General features: G+C 46.2%; 16 protein-coding genes and 3 pseudogenes. 11 read left to right on the forward strand and 8 right to left on the reverse strand.

The window, feature by feature from the left end; all coding sequences use genetic code 11:
* Positions 1–132: 132 nt before the first annotated feature.
* The 8 genes and pseudogenes from ompC to narI all read left to right on the forward strand — a co-directional run bounded on the left by ompC (position 133) and on the right by narI (position 12,430).
* A complete protein-coding gene (gene ompC / locus FQ015_RS04780) occupies positions 133–1,233 on the forward strand; it encodes a porin OmpC (protein WP_032184219.1) in 1,101 nt (366 codons plus the stop codon).
* 169 nt (positions 1,234–1,402) lie between these two features.
* Entirely contained in the window at positions 1,403–2,656 is a 1,254-nt protein-coding gene (locus FQ015_RS04785; protein WP_160523772.1) for a leucine-rich repeat domain-containing protein, read from the forward strand.
* 61 nt (positions 2,657–2,717) lie between these two features.
* Positions 2,718–3,969 (forward strand): annotated as a pseudogene (locus FQ015_RS04790) (leucine-rich repeat domain-containing protein).
* Between the two features lie 324 nt (positions 3,970–4,293).
* Positions 4,294–5,682 (forward strand): nitrate/nitrite transporter NarU, encoded by a 1,389-nt coding sequence (gene narU, locus FQ015_RS04795; protein ID WP_160523773.1) that lies wholly within the window; start codon positions 4,294–4,296, stop codon positions 5,680–5,682.
* Between the two features lie 94 nt (positions 5,683–5,776).
* Positions 5,777–9,517, forward strand: a complete 3,741-nt coding sequence (narZ, locus tag FQ015_RS04800) for a nitrate reductase Z subunit alpha (protein WP_039021779.1) — start codon at positions 5,777–5,779, stop codon at positions 9,515–9,517.
* Positions 9,514–11,058 carry a nitrate reductase subunit beta gene (gene narH, locus FQ015_RS04805; protein WP_039021778.1) on the forward strand — a complete coding sequence of 515 codons (1,545 nt, stop codon included), beginning with the start codon at positions 9,514–9,516 and terminating at the stop codon, positions 11,056–11,058. The genes narZ and narH overlap by 4 nt, the downstream gene beginning before the upstream one ends.
* Positions 11,058–11,753, forward strand: coding sequence for a nitrate reductase molybdenum cofactor assembly chaperone (gene narW, locus FQ015_RS04810; protein WP_032303006.1), 696 nt, complete (start codon positions 11,058–11,060; stop codon positions 11,751–11,753). Before narH ends, narW begins: the two co-directional genes overlap by 1 nt.
* Positions 11,750–12,430, forward strand: a complete 681-nt coding sequence (narI, locus tag FQ015_RS04815) for a respiratory nitrate reductase subunit gamma (RefSeq protein ID WP_000617115.1) — start codon at positions 11,750–11,752, stop codon at positions 12,428–12,430. The genes narW and narI overlap by 4 nt, the downstream gene beginning before the upstream one ends.
* A 65-nt stretch (positions 12,431–12,495) precedes the next feature.
* Here narI and FQ015_RS04820 read toward each other — a convergent pair whose 3' ends face one another.
* On the reverse strand, positions 12,496–13,686 hold the full coding sequence (locus tag FQ015_RS04820) for a DUF4303 domain-containing protein (protein ID WP_039021777.1): 1,191 nt from the start codon (positions 13,684–13,686) through the stop codon (positions 12,496–12,498).
* Positions 13,687–13,822: 136 nt separating this feature from the next.
* Here FQ015_RS04820 and FQ015_RS04825 point away from each other — a divergent pair, with 136 nt between their 5' ends.
* Positions 13,823–14,716 (forward strand): PhzF family isomerase, encoded by an 894-nt coding sequence (locus tag FQ015_RS04825; RefSeq protein ID WP_160523774.1) that lies wholly within the window; start codon positions 13,823–13,825, stop codon positions 14,714–14,716.
* 95 nt (positions 14,717–14,811) lie between these two features.
* Here the strand turns inward: FQ015_RS04825 and nhoA are convergent, their stop codons facing one another.
* Positions 14,812–15,657 carry an N-hydroxyarylamine O-acetyltransferase gene (gene nhoA, locus FQ015_RS04830; RefSeq protein WP_039021775.1) on the reverse strand — a complete coding sequence of 282 codons (846 nt, stop codon included), beginning with the start codon at positions 15,655–15,657 and terminating at the stop codon, positions 14,812–14,814.
* Positions 15,658–15,831: 174 nt separating this feature from the next.
* On the opposite strand from nhoA, the gene FQ015_RS04835 reads away from it, so the two are divergent.
* Positions 15,832–16,401 carry a flavin reductase family protein gene (locus tag FQ015_RS04835; RefSeq protein WP_039021774.1) on the forward strand — a complete coding sequence of 190 codons (570 nt, stop codon included), beginning with the start codon at positions 15,832–15,834 and terminating at the stop codon, positions 16,399–16,401.
* A 391-nt stretch (positions 16,402–16,792) separates the two neighbouring features.
* Here FQ015_RS04835 and FQ015_RS04840 read toward each other — a convergent pair whose 3' ends face one another.
* From FQ015_RS04840 to FQ015_RS23935, 3 genes and pseudogenes are all read right to left on the reverse strand, one after another.
* A complete protein-coding gene (locus FQ015_RS04840; protein ID WP_032184207.1) occupies positions 16,793–17,428 on the reverse strand; it encodes a hypothetical protein in 636 nt (211 codons plus the stop codon).
* A 213-nt stretch (positions 17,429–17,641) separates the two neighbouring features.
* On the reverse strand, positions 17,642–18,781 hold the full coding sequence (locus FQ015_RS04845) for an ISAs1 family transposase (RefSeq protein ID WP_160523775.1): 1,140 nt from the start codon (positions 18,779–18,781) through the stop codon (positions 17,642–17,644).
* A gap of 144 nt (positions 18,782–18,925) precedes the next feature.
* Positions 18,926–19,045: pseudogene (locus FQ015_RS23935) on the reverse strand (hypothetical protein); the annotation flags it as partial.
* On the opposite strand from FQ015_RS23935, the gene FQ015_RS04850 reads away from it, so the two are divergent.
* Complete coding sequence (locus FQ015_RS04850) at positions 18,993–19,166, forward strand: HepT-like ribonuclease domain-containing protein (protein WP_077782439.1); 174 nt, start codon at positions 18,993–18,995, stop codon at positions 19,164–19,166. The pseudogene FQ015_RS23935 and the gene FQ015_RS04850 overlap by 53 nt on opposite strands.
* Before the next feature lie 59 nt (positions 19,167–19,225).
* On the opposite strand, the gene FQ015_RS04855 is transcribed toward FQ015_RS04850, so the two are convergent.
* The 3 genes and pseudogenes from FQ015_RS04855 to FQ015_RS04865 all read right to left on the reverse strand — a co-directional run.
* Positions 19,226–19,486: a hypothetical protein gene (locus FQ015_RS04855; RefSeq protein ID WP_039021994.1), complete on the reverse strand. Its 261-nt coding sequence runs from the start codon at positions 19,484–19,486 to the stop codon at positions 19,226–19,228.
* 121 nt (positions 19,487–19,607) lie between these two features.
* Positions 19,608–20,204 carry a hypothetical protein gene (locus FQ015_RS04860; protein WP_039021993.1) on the reverse strand — a complete coding sequence of 199 codons (597 nt, stop codon included), beginning with the start codon at positions 20,202–20,204 and terminating at the stop codon, positions 19,608–19,610.
* A 193-nt stretch (positions 20,205–20,397) separates the two neighbouring features.
* Positions 20,398–20,514 (reverse strand): annotated as a pseudogene (locus FQ015_RS04865) (ISAs1 family transposase); the annotation flags it as partial.

A 20,514-nucleotide genomic window follows, 5' to 3' on the forward strand; every position in this document is an offset into this window, starting at 1 on the left:
TATTATTTCATCTAGTATTCTCATTGTTTTTAATCACCATTCTATTTTAAAAACAGTATGTCATTTGTAAATGACGCCGTTTAAAATTCGTTTAGAAAATAGGTTTAACGATAATTAAAAGGATACTGTTAAATGAAATTAAAAATAGTTGCGGTGGTTGTAACTGGTTTGTTAGCTGCGAACGTAGCACATGCTGCCGAAGTATATAACAAGGATGGTAATAAACTCGACCTTTATGGCAAGGTTACCGCTCTACGTTATTTTACTGATGATAAGCGTGACGATGGTGATAAAACTTATGCCCGTCTCGGTTTTAAAGGAGAAACGCAAATCAATGATCAAATGATTGGTTTTGGTCACTGGGAATATGATTTTAAAGGCTATAACGATGAAGCCAACGGCTCGCGCGGCAACAAAACCCGTCTTGCCTATGCAGGTTTAAAAATTAGTGAATTTGGCTCTCTGGACTATGGTCGTAACTACGGTGTCGGTTATGACATTGGTTCATGGACCGATATGTTGCCAGAATTTGGTGGCGATACCTGGAGCCAGAAAGATGTCTTCATGACATATCGTACCACTGGTGTGGCAACCTATCGCAACTACGATTTCTTTGGCTTAATTGAAGGGCTGAACTTTGCCGCACAATATCAAGGCAAAAATGAACGCTCTGATAACGCTCATCTTTATGGTGCTGACTATACGCGTGCCAATGGTGACGGTTTCGGTATCTCCTCAACTTATGTTTATGATGGCTTTGGGATCGGTGCTGTGTATACCAAATCTGATCGGACAAATGCGCAGGAAAGAGCAGCGGCTAATCCTCTCAATGCCTCCGGTAAGAATGCAGAACTGTGGGCAACAGGTATAAAATATGATGCCAACAACATTTACTTTGCAGCTAATTACGCTGAAACATTAAACATGACCACCTATGGTGATGGTTATATCTCTAACAAAGCACAAAGTTTCGAAGTGGTGGCCCAATATCAATTCGACTTCGGCTTGCGCCCATCACTCGCTTACCTGAAATCAAAAGGCAGAGATCTGGGGCGTTACGGCGATCAGGACATGATTGAGTATATCGACGTTGGTGCAACGTATTTCTTCAACAAAAATATGTCGACCTATGTTGATTATAAAATCAACCTGATCGATGAAAGCGACTTTACCCGTGCCGTAGATATTCGCACCGATAACATCGTCGCAACGGGCATTACCTATCAGTTCTAACATCCTCTCCTGACCAGCCCTTCTCTGGGCTGGTTTTTGATTTAAGTGCTGCTGTATGACTCCTTAAGTAAAAATGAGCAATTTTTGATATTTCTGGTCATTCACCTCAATTAATATTCTTCCATACCCTCCGGGGACATCTTAGTATAATATTTATTGATGAGTGATTATGACCAATATTAATACAGCTTGTGTAAAAAATAATGCCAGTTATCAAGTGAATAACGCATTACCTAACAGAGAAACCATCGCCAGCAATTTTTTTGAACAACTGGCACAATGGGGTGAGAAATCGCTTAATAATGGCGTAGAAAAAAGAACTATTCTAGAGCGAATTAATGAAGCTTACAACTCAAACATGGAATCTCTTAATTTGTCATATCTTGATTTGAGTGAGTTACCGCCTATCCCCCCTACAGTTAAAGCATTGAATTTGGAGGGGAATTGTCTAACTTTCCTTGACTTTAGCGACAATGCTAGTCTTATCAATATCAACCTCACCTTGAATAATATTGAAACGATAACCTTTCCAAATGAATCAAAACTGGAAAATATTTATATCGATTGCAACAAGCTGGAAAGTTTAGATTTAAAAAATCAGCATTCATTGGTTAATCTGGAAGCGCAAAATAATAATCTAAAAGAAATTAATATTTCTGACAGTTATAAACTGAAATTTCTTAACCTTGATAATAACCAGCTAACATCGCTGGATGTTTCTCAACAAGAATCTCTGATTGAGTTAAGTGCTCGTCACAATATGATCAATGATCTTAAATTACACTATCACCCCATGGTGAAAAAAATCGCTTTAAACGACAACCATATTGCAAATTTAAACGCTAAAAGCACTGCGATACTAGAATATTTAGACTTAAGTAATAACAATTTATTACCAACAGATAACATTAATGAGTTAATATCATCAAAACATCTTTGGTATTTATCAGTTAACGGTATTAACAATGATCCTATTGCACAAATGCAGTACTGGAATGCAATAATGGATTTAGTTGATAATATTGATGAAGTGACCATTAAGATATCTTATGATCTAGCAATTAAAAATATCGATACTAGTAATAAGCATCTTGTAGAAGTAAGCAAAAATACTGAAGGTGATAATAAAGAAAACAATGATTCAATGTCGATTCGTTACCGTTCAAAACCTTATTTCAGCAATTTAACTTTAACAGAACAAGAAACAACACTTTCTGAAGAAGAATTAAAAGCTATTCTGCCTATGTATCGCGCGTGTCGGTTTGATAACGACACTCCCCTATCCTCATCCTCATCCTCAGAACTCAAGGACGCAACAGGCACCCCTATCTGTTATTACATTTATGATGAGAATAAAACTTCCTTAGGTTATGGACCAACATTTCATAATTGGTTAAGCCAATCCTTTACCACAGAGTTATAAAAAATATCCTGATTTATCAAGGATAATAAATCAAAAAATATATTATTGCCATGGAGTAGTTATGAAGTTTCCTTTAATCTTTTTTAAAACAAAGCAGTCCCTACAGCGACTCCCAGAACAGAATTTATATAGCTGGATGCATGAATTGAATAAATGGAAAGAAGAATGCATAGTCACAGGTGAACTTCATCGTCAAGAATGCCGAAAAGAAGCGGCAGAAAGGATAAACCGTGCTTTTTTATCGAAGCAGAATGACATTGATTTATCTGGACTTAATTTAACCACCCAACCACCAGGACTGCAAAACTTCACATCTATCAATCTTGATGAGAACCAACTCAAACATTTTGATGCAACCAACTACGATAAACTCATCAACCTTAGTCTGAATAGTAATGCTCTTGAGTCTATAAATTTTCCTCAAGGCAGAAATGTAAGCATTAAACATATATCTGTGAATAATAATGCTCTCAGAAATATTGATATAGATGGGCTTTCATCAGTTACTTATTTTAGTGCGGCACATAATCAACTAGAGTTTGTGCAATTAGAATGTTGCGAAAGGCTGCAGTACCTGAATCTCAGCCACAATCAATTAACTGATATTGCTACAGGAAATAAAGATGAACTCTTACTTCTGGATCTATCCCATAATAAACTAACAAGTTTACATAATGCCTTATTTCCCAACTTGAATACGTTACTTATCAACAACAACTTGCTTTCTGAAATTAAAATATTCTTTAGCAACTTCTGCAATGTACAGACATTAAACGCTGCGAACAATCAGTTGAAAAAAAATAAACCTTCATTTCCTGACTTATCTTTCATCTATCAAAAGTTTAAGGCTGGACAATAATAAAATAACCCGCATTGACACTAAGAATACATCCGATATTGGAACTTTATTCCCCATAATAAAACAGAGCAAAAACTTAAATTTTTTAAATGTTTCTGGGAAGAACAATTGCCCTACCATGCAGCTCATGTTATTTAATTTGTTTTCCCCAGCACTTAAGCTTAATACTGGCCTGGCAATTCTTTCGCCTGGTGCATTTGAAGTTCACTCTGACGGAGTAGATGTGGATAACGAATTGTTTCACTATACTTTTAAAGAAGCATACACCCCATATAATATACACACTTATAAAACAGAAGAAGTTGTAAATCAGATGAATATAAAAATTAAAAATATGACCTTAGATGAAATAAACAATACTTACTGTAATAACGATTATTACAATGAGGCGATAAGAGAGGAACCGATAGACTTTCTGGACAGATCGTTTTCCTCCAGCTCATGGCCTTTTTAGTGAATAAATCATCACTAATTCTATAAGTGTCTGGTCTTATTAAGAATATAGTTAATATGCAACCCTTTAGATTCACGATCTGAAGGGTTGAAACATGGCATACGTTCAAAGATTAACCCCCGTTTGAAGGTTAGCCTGTTAGTTACATTTAGTAACACATATCTGTCTGCTTAATCCCCATTCTGCCCCCGCGGTTACGCTTTCTTATCTATTCTTTCAATCAGCACTTCACCTAATTCATCCTTAATTCTAATAACTGGCTATTGCGCCTTACCTCCTGTTTTGTCTTTTTTTCATTACCAATGTGTACATGTGAGGAACAATATGGCACTGCAAAATGAGAAAAATAGTCGTTATCTTTTGCGCGACTGGAAACCAGAAAACCCGGCCTTCTGGGAAAATAAAGGAAAGCATATTGCACGAAGAAACCTCTGGATATCAGTCAGTTGTCTACTTCTTGCCTTCTGTGTCTGGATGCTATTTAGCGCAGTTACTGTTAATCTCAATAAAATCGGTTTTAATTTCACTACCGATCAACTCTTTTTATTAACCGCATTACCCTCCGTTTCTGGCGCATTATTGCGTGTCCCCTACTCCTTTATGGTGCCTATATTTGGTGGACGCCGATGGACGGTTTTTAGTACTGCAATCCTGATTATTCCTTGCGTCTGGCTCGGAATTGCCGTGCAGAATCCGAATACTCCTTTTGGGATATTTATCGTTATCGCTTTGCTATGCGGTTTTGCAGGGGCGAACTTTGCTTCGAGCATGGGCAATATCAGTTTCTTCTTCCCAAAAGCCAAACAAGGGAGCGCACTTGGGATTAATGGTGGATTAGGAAACTTAGGCGTAAGCGTGATGCAGCTGGTTGCGCCGCTGGTGATTTTTATCCCCGTATTTGCCTTTCTCGGTTTCAATGGCGTACCACAGGCCGACGGTTCGGTGATGTCGCTGGCGAATGCCGCATGGATTTGGGTGCCATTACTGGCGATTGCCACTATTGCCGCCTGGTTAGGGATGAATGATATCGCCAGTTCACGCGCGTCAATCGCCGATCAATTGCCTGTATTACAACGTCTGCATCTCTGGCTGCTCAGTCTTCTCTATCTCGCCACCTTCGGTTCGTTTATCGGTTTTTCTGCGGGTTTTGCCATGCTGGCGAAAACCCAGTTCCCGGATGTGAATATTCTGCGTCTGGCGTTCTTTGGCCCATTTATCGGTGCCATCGCGCGGTCGGTTGGTGGTGCTATTTCCGATAAATTTGGCGGCGTGCGGGTGACGTTGATCAACTTCATTTTTATGGCGATTTTCAGTGCACTGCTCTTCCTTACCTTACCGGGCACAGGCTCTGGTAATTTCATCGCATTTTACGCCGTCTTTATGGGGCTGTTTCTGACCGCGGGTCTGGGAAGTGGTTCTACTTTCCAGATGATCGCTGTCATCTTTCGCCAGATAACGATTTATCGCGTCAAGATGAAAGGCGGCAGCGATGAACAGGCTCAGCGGGAAGCGGTCACCGAAACGGCGGCAGCATTGGGCTTTATCTCAGCGATTGGCGCAGTTGGCGGCTTTTTTATTCCGCAGGCGTTTGGCATGTCGCTCAATATGACCGGCTCGCCGGTAGGTGCGATGAAAGTGTTTTTGATCTTCTACATCGTTTGTGTGCTGCTGACCTGGCTGGTTTATGGTCGGCGGAAGTTCAGCCAAAAATAAGAAATCGATGCCTGACACGTCTTATCAGGCTACAACCGTGTCGCATCCGACAAGGCATCAGATCCCAATTCATTCCTGGAGCAGGAGTTATGTCATGAGTAAACTTTTGGATCGCTTTCGCTACTTCAAACAAAAGGGCGAAACCTTTGCCGATGGTCACGGACAGGTGATGCATAGCAACCGCGACTGGGAGGACAGCTATCGCCAGCGTTGGCAGTTCGACAAAATCGTGCGTTCCACCCACGGCGTTAACTGTACAGGCTCCTGTAGCTGGAAAATCTACGTTAAAAATGGTCTGGTGACCTGGGAAATCCAACAGACCGACTACCCGCGCACTCGCCCTGACCTGCCCAATCATGAACCTCGCGGCTGCCCGCGTGGCGCAAGTTACTCCTGGTATCTTTACAGCGCTAACCGCCTGAAATACCCGCTCATTCGTAAACGACTGATTGAACTGTGGCGCGAAGCCCTCAAGCAACACAGCGATCCGGTACTGGCGTGGGCATCGATTATGAACGATCCGCAAAAGTGCCTGAGCTACAAACAAGTGCGTGGGCGTGGCGGCTTTATCCGCTCCAACTGGCAGGAGCTAAACCAGTTGATTGCCGCCGCTAACGTCTGGACCATCAAAACTTACGGTCCTGATCGCGTTGCCGGTTTCTCGCCGATTCCGGCGATGTCGATGGTTTCTTACGCCGCCGGAACACGCTATCTGTCGCTGTTAGGTGGCACCTGTTTAAGTTTCTATGACTGGTATTGCGACCTGCCGCCTGCCTCGCCGATGACCTGGGGCGAGCAAACCGACGTGCCAGAATCTGCCGACTGGTATAACTCCAGCTATATCATCGCCTGGGGTTCTAACGTACCGCAAACGCGCACACCAGACGCCCACTTCTTTACCGAAGTACGTTACAAAGGTACCAAAACTATCGCCATTACCCCGGACTACTCTGAAGTAGCCAAATTGTGCGACCAGTGGCTGGCACCGAAACAAGGCACTGATAGCGCCCTGGCAATGGCAATGGGCCATGTGATTTTAAAAGAGTTCCATCTCGATAATCCCAGCGACTACTTTATCAATTACTGCCGCCGCTACAGCGACATGCCGATGCTGGTAATGCTGGAACCGCGCGACGATGGCAGCTACGTTCCCGGACGGATGATCCGTGCATCTGACCTGGTGGATGGGTTGGGCGAAAGCAACAATCCGCAGTGGAAAACCGTGGCAGTTAATACTACGGGTGAACTGGTGGTGCCTAACGGTTCGATTGGTTTTCGTTGGGGCGAAAAAGGCAAATGGAACCTGGAATCTATCGCCGCCGGAACAGAAACTGAGTTAGCGTTAACCTTGCTCGGTCAACACGACACTGTTGCAGGCGTGGCCTTCCCCTACTTTGGCGGCATTGAAAATCCACACTTTCGCAGCGTAAAACATGATCCCATACTGGTGCGCCAGCTTCCGGTGAAAAATCTGACGCTCGCCGATGGAAGCACTTGTCCGGTGGTTAGCGTTTATGATCTGGTACTGGCAAATTACGGCCTCGATCGCGGGCTGGAAGATGAAAACAGCGCGAAAGATTACGCTGAAATCAAACCTTACACCCCAGCCTGGGGCGAGCAAATTACCGGCGTACCGCGCCAGTATATTGAAACCATCGCCCGCGAATTTGCCGATACCGCCCATAAAACGCATGGGCGATCGATGATTATCCTCGGTGCTGGCGTCAACCATTGGTATCACATGGACATGAACTACCGTGGGATGATCAACATGCTGATCTTCTGCGGTTGTGTCGGGCAAAGCGGTGGCGGCTGGGCACACTATGTCGGTCAGGAAAAACTGCGCCCGCAAACCGGCTGGTTGCCGCTGGCCTTTGCGCTCGACTGGAACCGACCACCGCGCCAGATGAACAGCACCTCGTTTTTCTACAATCATTCCAGCCAATGGCGCTATGAAAAAGTCTCTGCTCAGGAGTTACTTTCACCGCTCGCCGATGCCAGTAAGTACAGCGGTCATCTGATTGATTTCAACGTTCGCGCCGAACGTATGGGCTGGCTACCTTCTGCGCCGCAGCTGGGGCGTAACCCGCTCGGGATTAAAGCTGAAGCCGACAAGGCCGGATTATCCCCCACAGAATTTACCGCCCAGGCGCTGAAATCGGGCGATTTACGCATGGCCTGCGAACAACCAGATAGCGGCAGCAATCATCCGCGTAATTTGTTTGTCTGGCGTTCTAACCTGCTTGGCTCCTCCGGCAAAGGCCACGAATATATGCAGAAGTATCTGCTGGGAACCGAAAGTGGGATTCAGGGTGAGGAACTCGGTGCCAGCGACGGGATCAAACCAGAAGAAGTCGAGTGGCAAACTGCGGCGATTGAAGGCAAGCTCGACCTGCTGGTGACGCTCGACTTCCGTATGTCCAGTACCTGCCTGTTCTCCGATATCGTTCTGCCCACCGCCACCTGGTACGAAAAAGACGATATGAACACCTCGGATATGCATCCGTTTATTCATCCGCTTTCTGCGGCGGTCGATCCGGCGTGGGAATCACGCAGCGACTGGGAAATCTACAAAGGTATTGCCAAAGCATTTTCGCAAGTGTGCGTAGGGCATCTTGGCAAAGAAACCGACGTGGTATTACAACCCTTACTGCATGACTCTCCGGCAGAACTCTCCCAGCCGTGTGAAGTGCTCGACTGGCGCAAAGGCGAATGCGATCTGATCCCGGGTAAAACCGCGCCCAATATTGTAGCGGTGGAACGCGACTACCCTGCTACCTATGATCGCTTTACCTCGCTCGGGCCATTGATGGACAAACTTGGCAACGGCGGTAAAGGGATTTCGTGGAATACCCAGGATGAAATCGATTTCCTCGGCAAACTCAATTACACCAAGCGTGATGGCCCGGCACAGGGGCGACCGCTGATTGACACCGCCATTGATGCATCAGAAGTGATACTGGCGCTGGCACCGGAAACCAACGGGCATGTGGCGGTCAAAGCGTGGCAAGCGCTGGGCGAAATCACCGGACGCGAACATACCCATCTGGCGCTGCACAAAGAGGACGAGAAGATCCGCTTTCGCGATATTCAGGCGCAGCCACGTAAAATTATCTCCAGCCCCACATGGTCTGGTCTGGAAAGCGATCACGTCTCCTACAACGCCGGATACACCAACGTTCATGAGTTAATTCCGTGGCGCACGCTGTCGGGACGCCAGCAGGTCTATCAGGATCATCCGTGGATGCGTGCCTTTGGTGAAAGCCTGGTGGCTTATCGTCCGCCTATCGACACCCGTAGCGTCAGTGAAATGCGCCAGATACCGCCAAACGGCTTCCCGGAAAGAGCACTTAACTTCCTGACGCCGCATCAGAAATGGGGCATTCACTCAACCTACAGTGAAAACCTGCTAATGCTGACGCTCTCTCGCGGTGGACCGATTGTCTGGATCAGCGAAACCGATGCCCGTGAATTGACCATTGTCGATAACGACTGGGTGGAAGTGTTTAACGCCAACGGCGCGCTGACTGCCCGCGCGGTGGTCAGCCAACGTGTACCGCCGGGTATGACCATGATGTATCACGCTCAGGAACGCATTATGAATATTCCTGGTTCGGAAGTAACCGGCATGCGCGGCGGCATTCATAACTCGGTCACCCGCGTTTGCCCAAAACCAACGCATATGATTGGCGGTTACGCGCAGCTGGCCTGGGGCTTTAACTACTACGGCACCGTCGGCTCGAACCGCGACGAATTTATCATGATCCGCAAGATGAAGAACGTTAACTGGCTGGATGATGAAGGTCGCGATCAGGTACAGGAGGCGAAAAAATGAAAATACGTTCGCAAGTCGGCATGGTGCTTAACCTCGATAAATGTATCGGCTGCCATACCTGTTCGGTGACCTGTAAAAACGTCTGGACCGGACGCGAAGGCATGGAGTACGCATGGTTTAACAACGTCGAAACCAAACCGGGCATTGGTTATCCGAAAAACTGGGAAGATCAGGAAGAGTGGCAAGGCGGCTGGGTCCGCGATGTCAACGGTAAGATCCGCCCGCGTCTGGGCAGCAAGATGGGGGTGATTACCAAAATCTTCGCCAACCCGGTGGTGCCGCAGATTGACGATTACTACGAACCTTTCACCTTCGACTACGAACATTTGCATAGCGCGCCAGAAGGTAAACACATTCCTACTGCCCGCCCACGTTCGCTGATTGACGGCAAACGGATGGACAAAGTGATCTGGGGGCCAAACTGGGAAGAACTGCTGGGCGGTGAGTTCGAAAAACGCGCTCGCGACCGCAACTTTGACGCCATGCAAAAGGAGATGTACGGTCAGTTTGAAAACACGTTCATGATGTACCTGCCGCGCCTGTGCGAACACTGCCTCAACCCCAGCTGTGTGGCGACCTGCCCCAGCGGCGCGATCTACAAACGCGAAGAAGACGGTATTGTGCTGATCGATCAGGACAAATGCCGTGGCTGGCGTTTGTGCATTAGCGGTTGTCCGTACAAAAAAATCTACTTCAACTGGAAAAGCGGTAAGTCAGAAAAATGCATCTTCTGTTATCCGCGAATTGAGTCCGGTCAACCGACCGTTTGCTCAGAAACCTGCGTGGGTCGTATTCGCTATCTTGGCGTGCTGCTTTACGACGCCGACCGCATCGAGGAAGCGGCGCGCACCGAGCGCGAAGTTGACCTCTATGAACGCCAGTGCGAAGTGTTCCTCGATCCGCACGATCCCTCAGTGATCGAAGAAGCCCTGAAACAAGGTATTCCACAAAACGTGATTGAAGCTGCCCAGCGTTCGCCAGTCTACAAAATGGCGATGGACTGGAAACTGGCGTTACCGCTGCACCCTGAATACCGCACCCTGCCGATGGTCTGGTACGTTCCTCCGCTGTCACCGATTCAGTCTTACGCTGATGCGGGCGGCTTGCCGAAAAGCGAAGGCGTGCTGCCCGCCATCGAAAGCCTGCGTATTCCGGTGCAATATCTCGCCAATATGTTGAGTGCCGGTGATACCGGTCCGGTACTGCGGGCGCTGAAACGGATGATGGCGATGCGCCACTATATGCGTTCACAAACCGTGGAAGGCGTTACCGATACCCGCGCCATTGACGAAGTAGGCCTGAGCGTCGCCCAGGTCGAAGAGATGTATCGCTACCTCGCCATTGCCAACTATGAAGACCGTTTTGTCATTCCAACCAGTCATCGGGAAATGGCGGGCGATGCCTTCGCAGAACGCAATGGCTGCGGTTTTACCTTTGGCGACGGTTGCCACGGCTCGGACAGCAAATTCAACCTGTTCAACAGTAGCCGTATCGATGCCATCAACATCACCGAAGTGCGCGACAAAGCGGAGGGCGAATAATGCAGATCCTCAAAGTGATCGGCCTGTTGATGGAGTATCCGGACGAGCTGTTGTGGGAATGTAAGGAGGACGCGCTGGCGTTGATCCGCCGCGACGCACCGATGCTCACCGATTTTGCACTCGACCTGCTCAACGCGCCGCTGCTGGATAAACAGGCCGAATGGTGTGAAGTGTTCGACCGCGGGCGCACCACGTCGCTGCTGCTGTTCGAACATGTTCATGCCGAATCCCGCGATCGAGGCCAGGCAATGGTGGACCTGCTGGCGGAGTATGAAAAGGTCGGTCTGCAACTGGATTGTCGGGAACTGCCCGATTATCTGCCGCTGTACCTGGAGTACTTAAGTGTGCTGCCGGACGATCAGGCAAAAGAAGGATTACTCAACGTTGCGCCGATCCTCGCCCTGCTTGGCGGACGCTTAAAACAACGCGAGACACCGTGGTACGCGTTATTTGACGCCCTTTTGCAACTGGCAGGAAGTCCCCTGTCAAGTGACAGTGTCACAAAACAAATTCGTAGTGAAGAGCGTGACGACACCCGCCAGGCACTGGATGCGGTGTGGGAAGAAGAACAGGTGAAGTTTATTGAAGATAACGCCACGGCGTGTGACAGCTCGCCGCTTAATCAATATCAGCGACGCTTTAGCCAGGATGTCGCGCCGCAGTACGTCGACATCAGTGCGGGAGGTGGGAAATGATTCAGTATCTGAACGTCTTTTTTTACGATATCTACCCATACATTTGTGCGACGGTGTTTTTCCTTGGCAGCTGGCTGCGCTATGACTACGGGCAGTACACCTGGCGCGCCTCCTCGAGCCAGATGCTCGATAAACGCGGGATGGTGATATGGTCGAATCTGTTCCATATCGGCATTCTGGGGATCTTCTTCGGTCATCTGTTCGGCATGTTAACACCGCACTGGATGTACGCGTGGTTTTTACCAGTGGCAGCGAAACAACTGATGGCGATGGTGCTCGGCGGTATTTGCGGCGTGTTGACGTTGATTGGCGGTGCAGGACTGCTGTGGCGCAGGCTGACAAATCAGCGTGTGCGTGCTACTTCCACCACGCCGGATATTATCATCATGAGCATTTTGCTGATCCAGTGTCTGCTGGGGCTAAGTACCATACCGTTTTCAGCACAGTATCCTGATGGTAGCGAAATGATGAAGCTGGTGGGTTGGGCGCAAAGCATTGTCACTTTCCGTGGTGGATCGTCAGAAATGCTTAACGGCGTAGCGTTCGTTTTCCGCCTGCATCTGGTATTGGGAATGACCATCTTCCTGCTCTTTCCGTTCACCAGATTGGTGCATGTGTGGAGCGCGCCTTTTGAGTACTTTACTCGTCGGTACCAGATTGTGCGCTCGCGGCGATAATTCTGCTTTTAAAAACCGCCTGTGTTTCTCGCTATACGTTGACAGAAAACCAGGCGGTTTCAACCTTAATGATTATCTTCAAACTCTTCCAAAACATATTGAGCATGGAATTGAATACAGGGCCAGGATGAAGCTAAGCCAGCGCGAGCAGTGGGTACTTCATTGGCGGTGATGGTGCAAAAGCCTCTTCCAGGTGCCATTTCTTTTGCTATGGCTTCAACCAACTCTGGATGATGACTAAGGACAAACTCTAACGGGGTATAATCTAAGGGTAAATGACGTCCATGGTTTCGAAATGCCAGATATGGAGCTGTTACTCCACGAACAAAAATTTCTACAGGGAGTTGGGAAATGTGTTCTGCCAATAAATTCATATGCCCAAGCCGCGCTATGGCCGCAGCAGCCCAACAGCGGTTACTCCCATCGGCAGTTTGATCGTCCAGCAGGCTTGTCAGAACAGCAATCACATTCTCATTAGATTCATTAATTTCTGCAATCAATTTACAGGCATTCCATGCTTTGTCTGCATTTTTAACTTCTTGCAGCAAAGCAGGTAACGCCAGTTGACCTAGTTGTTTGAGTAATACTTCGTAATCGTCTAAAAGTAGACCCGGGGGTTTTCTGCCAAATATTTGCGCGATTAATTCTGCTATCCGTGCTTGTAAAGGCAAACTTTTCAGATATTGCCTCTCCTGTTTAGCCTGAGAATATTCAGGGAAATATTGTAATATTTGTTTTTTTGTCAGACTTAACGGGATCAACTCTCCAACCTCATCAGAGGCTATGGCGATAAAGTTTTTCTCCACTACCCCTTCACGTAAGAGTTGTAATCGTGCTTTTTTGGCCGCTTTCGGAAAAACACGCAAAAATTGCTCATACACCTCATTCCAGGCATCAAATGTTCCATTAATTGCAGCGAATTCATGGCATTCATTAGCCCATTGCTCGCATACTCTGTTAGGTTCATCATTGTGCTTCTGGTCTGCAGGCGACCAGCGTAAGTCCTGTGTGAGTTTTTCGACGGTTTGTGTAAATCCATTTTGCTGATAAACAGTAACAATAGAGGCCAAGCTTTCCTCGGTGCCAACTGCCAGACAAGGCCAGTCAATGACGTCCCCATCCCCATAGAAACAATGAAACATAGCGCCGTAGATATGTTCGCTTGGGTGTTCCTGATGTACATGTTTCACGGAAGCCACCATATAATTAATGGCCGCCGTTTCTATCCCTTGCCAGTCAAATTGTACTTGCTTCATAAAGCTATCCCTGTGAGGCAATATATAAAGTTAACCATTTTATCCTGATAGTTATTTCAACATGGCTTGCCAGGGATTAATTCAGAAAAGTGCCCTAAACAGGCTATGATAGTTCTCCAGCCACAGGAGAACGTTAATGAAACCGCAGGTTTATCACGTCGATGCTTTTACCGCTCAACCGTTTCGCGGCAATTCTGCCGGTGTTGTTTTCCCCGCCGATAATCTCAGTGAAGCGCAAATGCAGCTTATCGCCCGCGAATTAGGTCATTCGGAAACTGCTTTTCTGCTGCACAGCGACGACAGCGATGTGCGCATCCGCTACTTTACGCCAACGGTTGAAGTGCCGATTTGTGGTCACGCGACAGTAGCTGCGCACTATGTACGTGCAAAGGTGTTAGGTTTAGGAAATTGCATGGTCTGGCAAACGTCACTGGCAGGAAAACACCGCGTGACTATCGAAAAGCATAACGATGATTATCGTATTTCGCTGGAACAAGGTACGCCGGGCTTTGAGCCACCGCTGGAAGGTGAAACACGGGCGGCAATTCTCAACGCATTGCATCTTACCGAAGACAATATTCTGCCGGGTTTGCCGATCCAGGTGGCAACCACAGGACACTCAAAAGTGATGATCCCACTGAAACCAGAAGTGGATATCGACGCCCTTTCGCCTGATCTTGCTGCGCTGACCGCTATCAGCAAACAGATTGGCTGCAATGGTTTTTTCCCGTTCCAGATCCGCCCTGGCAAAAATGAAACCGATGGTCGTATGTTCTCACCAGCGATAGGTATTGTGGAAGATCCGGTGACCGGGAATGCCAATGGCCCGATGGGCGCATGGTTGGTACATCACAACTTACTACCCCACGATGGCAGCGTGTTGCGTGTTAAAGGCCATCAGGGGCGCGCACTGGGGCGTGACGGCGTGATTGATGTGACGGTGACAATTCGAGATAACCAACCGGAGAAAGTTACCATTTCCGGCACGGCGGTGATTCTTTTCCATGCTGAATGGGCCATTGATTTTTGATACCGTTGCCTGATGCGCTTCGCTTATCAGGCCTACAACCGGGCTAATGTGGGCCGGTTGTAGGCGTTTACGCCGCATCCGGCCCCTGGCACAAACTATTTCCCCGCCTCCGGATGCGTATCAAACGCCGCCATCACCAACGCCAGTTCATCCACAGTAAAGCCATGCTTTGCGTCATCTACGCCCAGACCAAACTGCTCCTGCATCACGGCATATAACGACGCCACATCCGCTAGATTTCGCTGCTCCACCGCGTGCCCATTTTCATAATGGGTAAAATGAAAATTGGTCAGTGTCAGTTTGCCACCGTCCGGCAAATGGCGGCACAACAGCAAATGATGGCGAAAATGCGATTGCGGCCAGTGCGCAGACCAGAAATTCCCCATCACATAATCACTTTGTTGTTGTTCACAGAGATCAAAACGGTACATCGACTGCCAGTGCTGATGATGATTAAACTGCAACACCCAATCATCACCCTCCTGTAACAACCGATACTCTCCGTGTGGCGTGATCTGCACGAGATCGGGAACTAAACGAATCGGCGCGGTTAGCGTCTGTCCACCGAAACCGACATCAGCAATCCATTTTTCCCCTTCCAGTTCCACCAACAACAAACGATGGGTGCGCGGCGGTAATGCTGGCGGATTAGATAACACTACGCGCCCTAACAGACTGCGTACCTGAAAACCCAGCTCGCGTAACACCCGCTCAAACACGCCATTCTGCTCAAAGCAGTAACCACCACGCCGGGCGAGCACCAATTTCTCTTCCAGCGATTGATCATCAAGCTGCATTTCTCTCGGCAGCAAAACATCGAGATTTTCAAATGGAATGGTGCAATTGTGTTTCAGGTGTAATGCGCGCAGCGTTTCGATATTGACCGCAGCCGCTCCCGACCAGTTAATGCGGGTAAAATAGTGATTCAGAATGGGCGTCATCAGGCGTTTCCGTTTGTGGTTTTCTCAATTTATAACCTGGAATAGACGCCGCACCGGCTATTTTGTGCGATCGCGGACATGCATCACGTTCGCAAATCGCCAATCCCGTTAATTTCGTTACTTATTGCGTTACGAGCTACGCTTTTAAAACACCCTTCTTAGCGAGGCGATACCGTGAGCCGATTCATCCCTGTCGAATTACACCATGCCAGCCGTCTGTTAAATCATGGCCCCACAGTTTTGATAACCAGTTTCGATGATAAATCTCAGCGACGTAATGTGATGGCTGCGGCCTGGTCGATGCCGGTAGAGTTTGAACCGCCACGTGTGGCGATTGTGGTAGATAAATCGACATGGACCAGGGAGTTGATTGAGCGTAACGGTAAATTTGGCATCGTTATCCCGGGCGTTGCGGCGACTAACTGGACGTGGGCGGTGGGAAGTGTGTCGGGTCGTGAAGAAGATAAATTTAATTGCTATGGCATTCCGGTTGTGAAAGGTCCGGTGCTTGGATTGCCGCTGGTTGAAGAGAAATGTCTGGCGTGGATGGAGTGTCGATTGCTACCAGCGACTTCTGCGCAAGAAAAATACGATACGCTATTTGGCGAAGTGGTATCGGCAGCGGCAGACGCACGAGTATTTGTCGAAGGCCGCTGGCAGTTTGATGATGACAAACTCAATACACTACATCATTTAGGTGCTGGCACGTTTGTTACCAGCGGGAAGCGAGTTACGGCGGGCTAAAGAATCATATGCAGCAACCAAGTTGCTTAAGCAATTTTCCATATGAGTTAAAAACATATTTTATCTCACGATTGCATATTTTTAGTGAAGATTAATTTATCCTCACCAACATCATAGTAATTGCGTATTATCGCCTCATTGATAAAGCCCTGTTTTGTATAAAATGCGCGGGCGGCACTAAAATCGATATGGCTAGAGATCTCTACTAAAAGTAGTCTTGCGTGATTGGGACAGATCAAGAAAAAGCAGTTTTGCAGTTTTTTATTTCAGGGCACAGTTGCGAAAATTGAATACCGTATGGACTAATGTGAGAAAATTCCGAGGTATGACTGTTTTGATATAGTGGACAATCAAGCGTCTCGAATTAACAATGAATTTCAGGTGCCAAGCCTTACAATTTGTAGCATGACGGATATAGGACAACATTAGGAAATCGGACAGAAAATTCATTATAATAAAATGACAACTTATCTCTTTCTCTCACGTTCTGTGAAATTTCACAAAAGTATAAACTGAGCCAATATGCCTTTATATATAAAAAATACTCATGTTTATTATTATCGGAAAAAGCCAAGATTTGATTAAGGCCATCAAAAATATCTTTCTCATGATCTATATGTACTCTTGATGATTTTACAATATCTTTTAATTCGCGGTAAATCTTATTAAATAGCGCAACCGATTCACTGTTATTGAATCCATAGTTGATAAAAAGACATGATTTAACATCCGATATTAGTAAGTCGTCATAATCTATCTCAATTCCACACAATTTCACGATATACTCAGCTATAGTATTACTTTGCAAGGACTCAACAACTGACAGTAAAACAGATGGATGCAATAATATTTCAAGAAGACTTCTGTCGATATTTTTATACACATTTATTGCAAATTCATCACTCGTCCCATCGATGATGTCAGATATTAAAAAAAATACATACTCGGGGAGTTCATACCACATATTAATTTTAATAATATCACGACACATATCTTCTAACTGTTGTAATCTATTACCTTTATTCATAACAACCTTAATATTATATGGAATCTTTGGCGGAATCTTCTTACTCCGCGGAATTTTACTAAAGCTTTGTTAGATAAAATATGCGTATCACTGACAGCATGTTATTAATTCACTCTGGTGTTATTTGACAAAAATACCCCCTCCTGTTTTCACCTCTTTGTATTTATGATAATTAAGGGGAGTGCTAATTTAATATAAATACCCAGGGCAAGATTACGAAAGCCCGCTCCCCGCAAGGACTGACGCCAGGTAGTTTCTGTCCATGGCTGCTTTTCGCATCTTACGCCTTAACCCTGCCCTGGATACCTTATCATTCGTCAAAATATTAATAGCGATATGCCGTATCCCTGAAAATAATTCTGCTGCATTTCCTCTTCTTATTTTGCAGTCGTCTTCATTCATTACCACGTCCAGACGACGCCAGTGCAGCTTATTCTCCACGTGCCAGTGGTTTCGGATTGCTGTGGCGAACTTCTCTGCGGTTAAATCAGCAGAACTGATATAATATCTGACCGTCATTTCTGGCTCTTTCTTTTGTTCTGCTATTATTGACCGAAAGGAGACTGCCACGCATAATTTCTTCAGACCTTTCCATTCAAACGTGAAATCAATAAGTTCATCAGGGACATCGCAAACAATGTGAAGACGGATTTCTTCTCTGCCGTGACTCTTTTCACTAATTGCGTAACTGTCATGCTCTGGATTATTTAATTCTTTCAGCGGAAATTTTTCCTCGAAGGCTTTATTTAGCCGCCCCTGGTTTCCTTTTACCGCGAATAAATAATCACCTCCCTGTTTTTGTATCTTCTCTGCAATATCTTTCTGGCAACCCATCGCATCAGTTGTGATGATTTTTCCTTTAATATCCAGCATGTTAAGAAGTTCAGGGATAGCTGTAATTTCATTGGATTTCTCATCCGTCCTGATCTGTCCGATGACCAGACTGTGCATTGTTGAGAACGCACTAATGACATGAATCGCTCCCTTGCGGCGACTCTTGTCATAAGAATGCCGGAGTGTTTTTCCATCAATTGCGATGACGTCTTTATCATCTGAAGAATGGCAGTCACGCATCCAGTTAATAAAGCACTCGTGAAATTTTGCAGGACTGATACAGGATACAACTCTGGCGATGGTATCGTGAACAGGAATACCATTTTCAAAATCACCGTATTGTTTTAAAAAATCGAGATGTGTTTCCCCAAAATCCTCTATATCTTCCCAACCTTCTGCACCCGAAATAACGGCGCAAATAGTCAACAGTAGAATGTCCGATAATTTATGTTCCACTTTCCAGGCTTGTCTGTAATCGGGAATAATAGAAATATGTTCCATCAATTTTTTAAGTACCATTTTGTTCTCCTTAATTATGTAAGGAGTATTTGATCATGTATAAGCAATAAAAAACAGCTTCAGGTAATGAGGAATATCTCAATTTTTAAACATAAAATGCGAATTATTTAGTACAAAAAGTGAACTTCTGATGATCTTTCCCTGCCGGCCTGCCGCGTCATAGCTGTAGTCTGTGTTTCCGGTCTGTTTCAGCCGGTGGCCGCGCTGATACATGTCAGTATCTGCGCTTATCCGGTGCCTGCCCGCTGATTGTGCCTTCAGATGCAACCGCATCGCACACGGATATTTCGACATCAACCTCGAATTGGTATGGGACACCGTACAAACAGCGCTGCCTGAGTTGCTCAGACAACTATCGGTTTTGCGCCGGGAAGAACAATCCTGAATGCTGCGCGCCGACTCCATATAGCCAAAAGGGCGTTATACGTCCTTTATCATCAATAACTAAAACCGTTTATTCGCCAAAAGCTGGCTATACCACTTGATTTCAGCCTCCATTTGCAACCACGCCTCGCACGCACCAGCCTCTCGTTCAGGCAAATAAATTCGACGCTGTGCATTACCATTTTCATTCAATAAAACCGGATAGCGGCTGGTTTCATTTGACAGCAACGGGCGGACATAATCGATCATGACATAATCCTCAGGTAAACCATGCTTTTCAGCAATCTGGGCTAATTTGATAAGTTCAGGGGTAAAAAACATTGCATGCTCCTTTGTTCAATTTTTGGCAATGCTATGAGAAATACCGCGCACAAGTATTTGCCGAAAAAAACCGGGGTAGATACCCCGGCAGGTTAAATCAGCACTGAAACAGAAATGACAATCAATGGTTATCATCGAAAATACTTTTCGACATATTTTCAACGTCACAGTGATAACGCTCGTTAATCCGGTCGTAGCCTGTACAGCGCACCCTAATATCATTCGATGCGAGGACAACTGTATTAAATTCGTCTTCAATCCATGGCGGCAGAGTAAACCCGCCCAATGATATAAAACGGTCTTTGCTCATGCCAGATTGCCAGATGTCCCGTGCCGGAATGTCTATCACGCGAGTGAAGTAATGTCCTGGTTGTAACCAGTCATACATATCATCATCAGGCCGAACGCCCTCCGAATTACCCTGTTCATTCGGCGGTTTTTGAGGGTAGCCGTCAAAATAGTTAAAATTCTCATCTTTTCCGGCTGTTAAACTAAGCAACTGTTCTGACACAAAAGTACCTTCCAGTGGGTATGCCCATGGATAATGCGATGGATTATTGACAGTCAGTGTCACCCGAATGATGTTACCCACCATAACCGCAGACAACTTGGCAGATAACGGACTTTTCCGTAGCGTAATGTCATGTTCAATTCCTCCTTTGCCCAGCACAGGCAAAAGGGGAATCACTGCTTTCATTGACGAAAAATCATTTGCCATGGCTGTCCCCTGTAAGCAAAAAATAACGATAAGAAACTTAATAATTCGAATTGTATGTAAACGAATCCGCATTCAATGTAAGCGCCCCGTGTAAGACGTAGGATAAGGTTTAGTTTACAGGCAGGATGACGTTCCGATGACGTTCCAGGGCAACAGCTCTTTCACGCGATTGGCAGGCCAAGTCAGGGAAAGATTACGAAAGCCCGCTCCCAGCAAGGACTGACGCCAGATAGTTTCTGTCCATGGCTGCTTTTCGCATCTTACGTCTTAACCCTGCCTTGAATACCTTATCATTCGTCAAAATATTAAT

Origin of the sequence: Escherichia sp. HH26CH (genome assembly GCF_009820205.1) — a bacterium.
Classification (GTDB): domain Bacteria; phylum Pseudomonadota; class Gammaproteobacteria; order Enterobacterales; family Enterobacteriaceae; genus Escherichia; species Escherichia coli_F.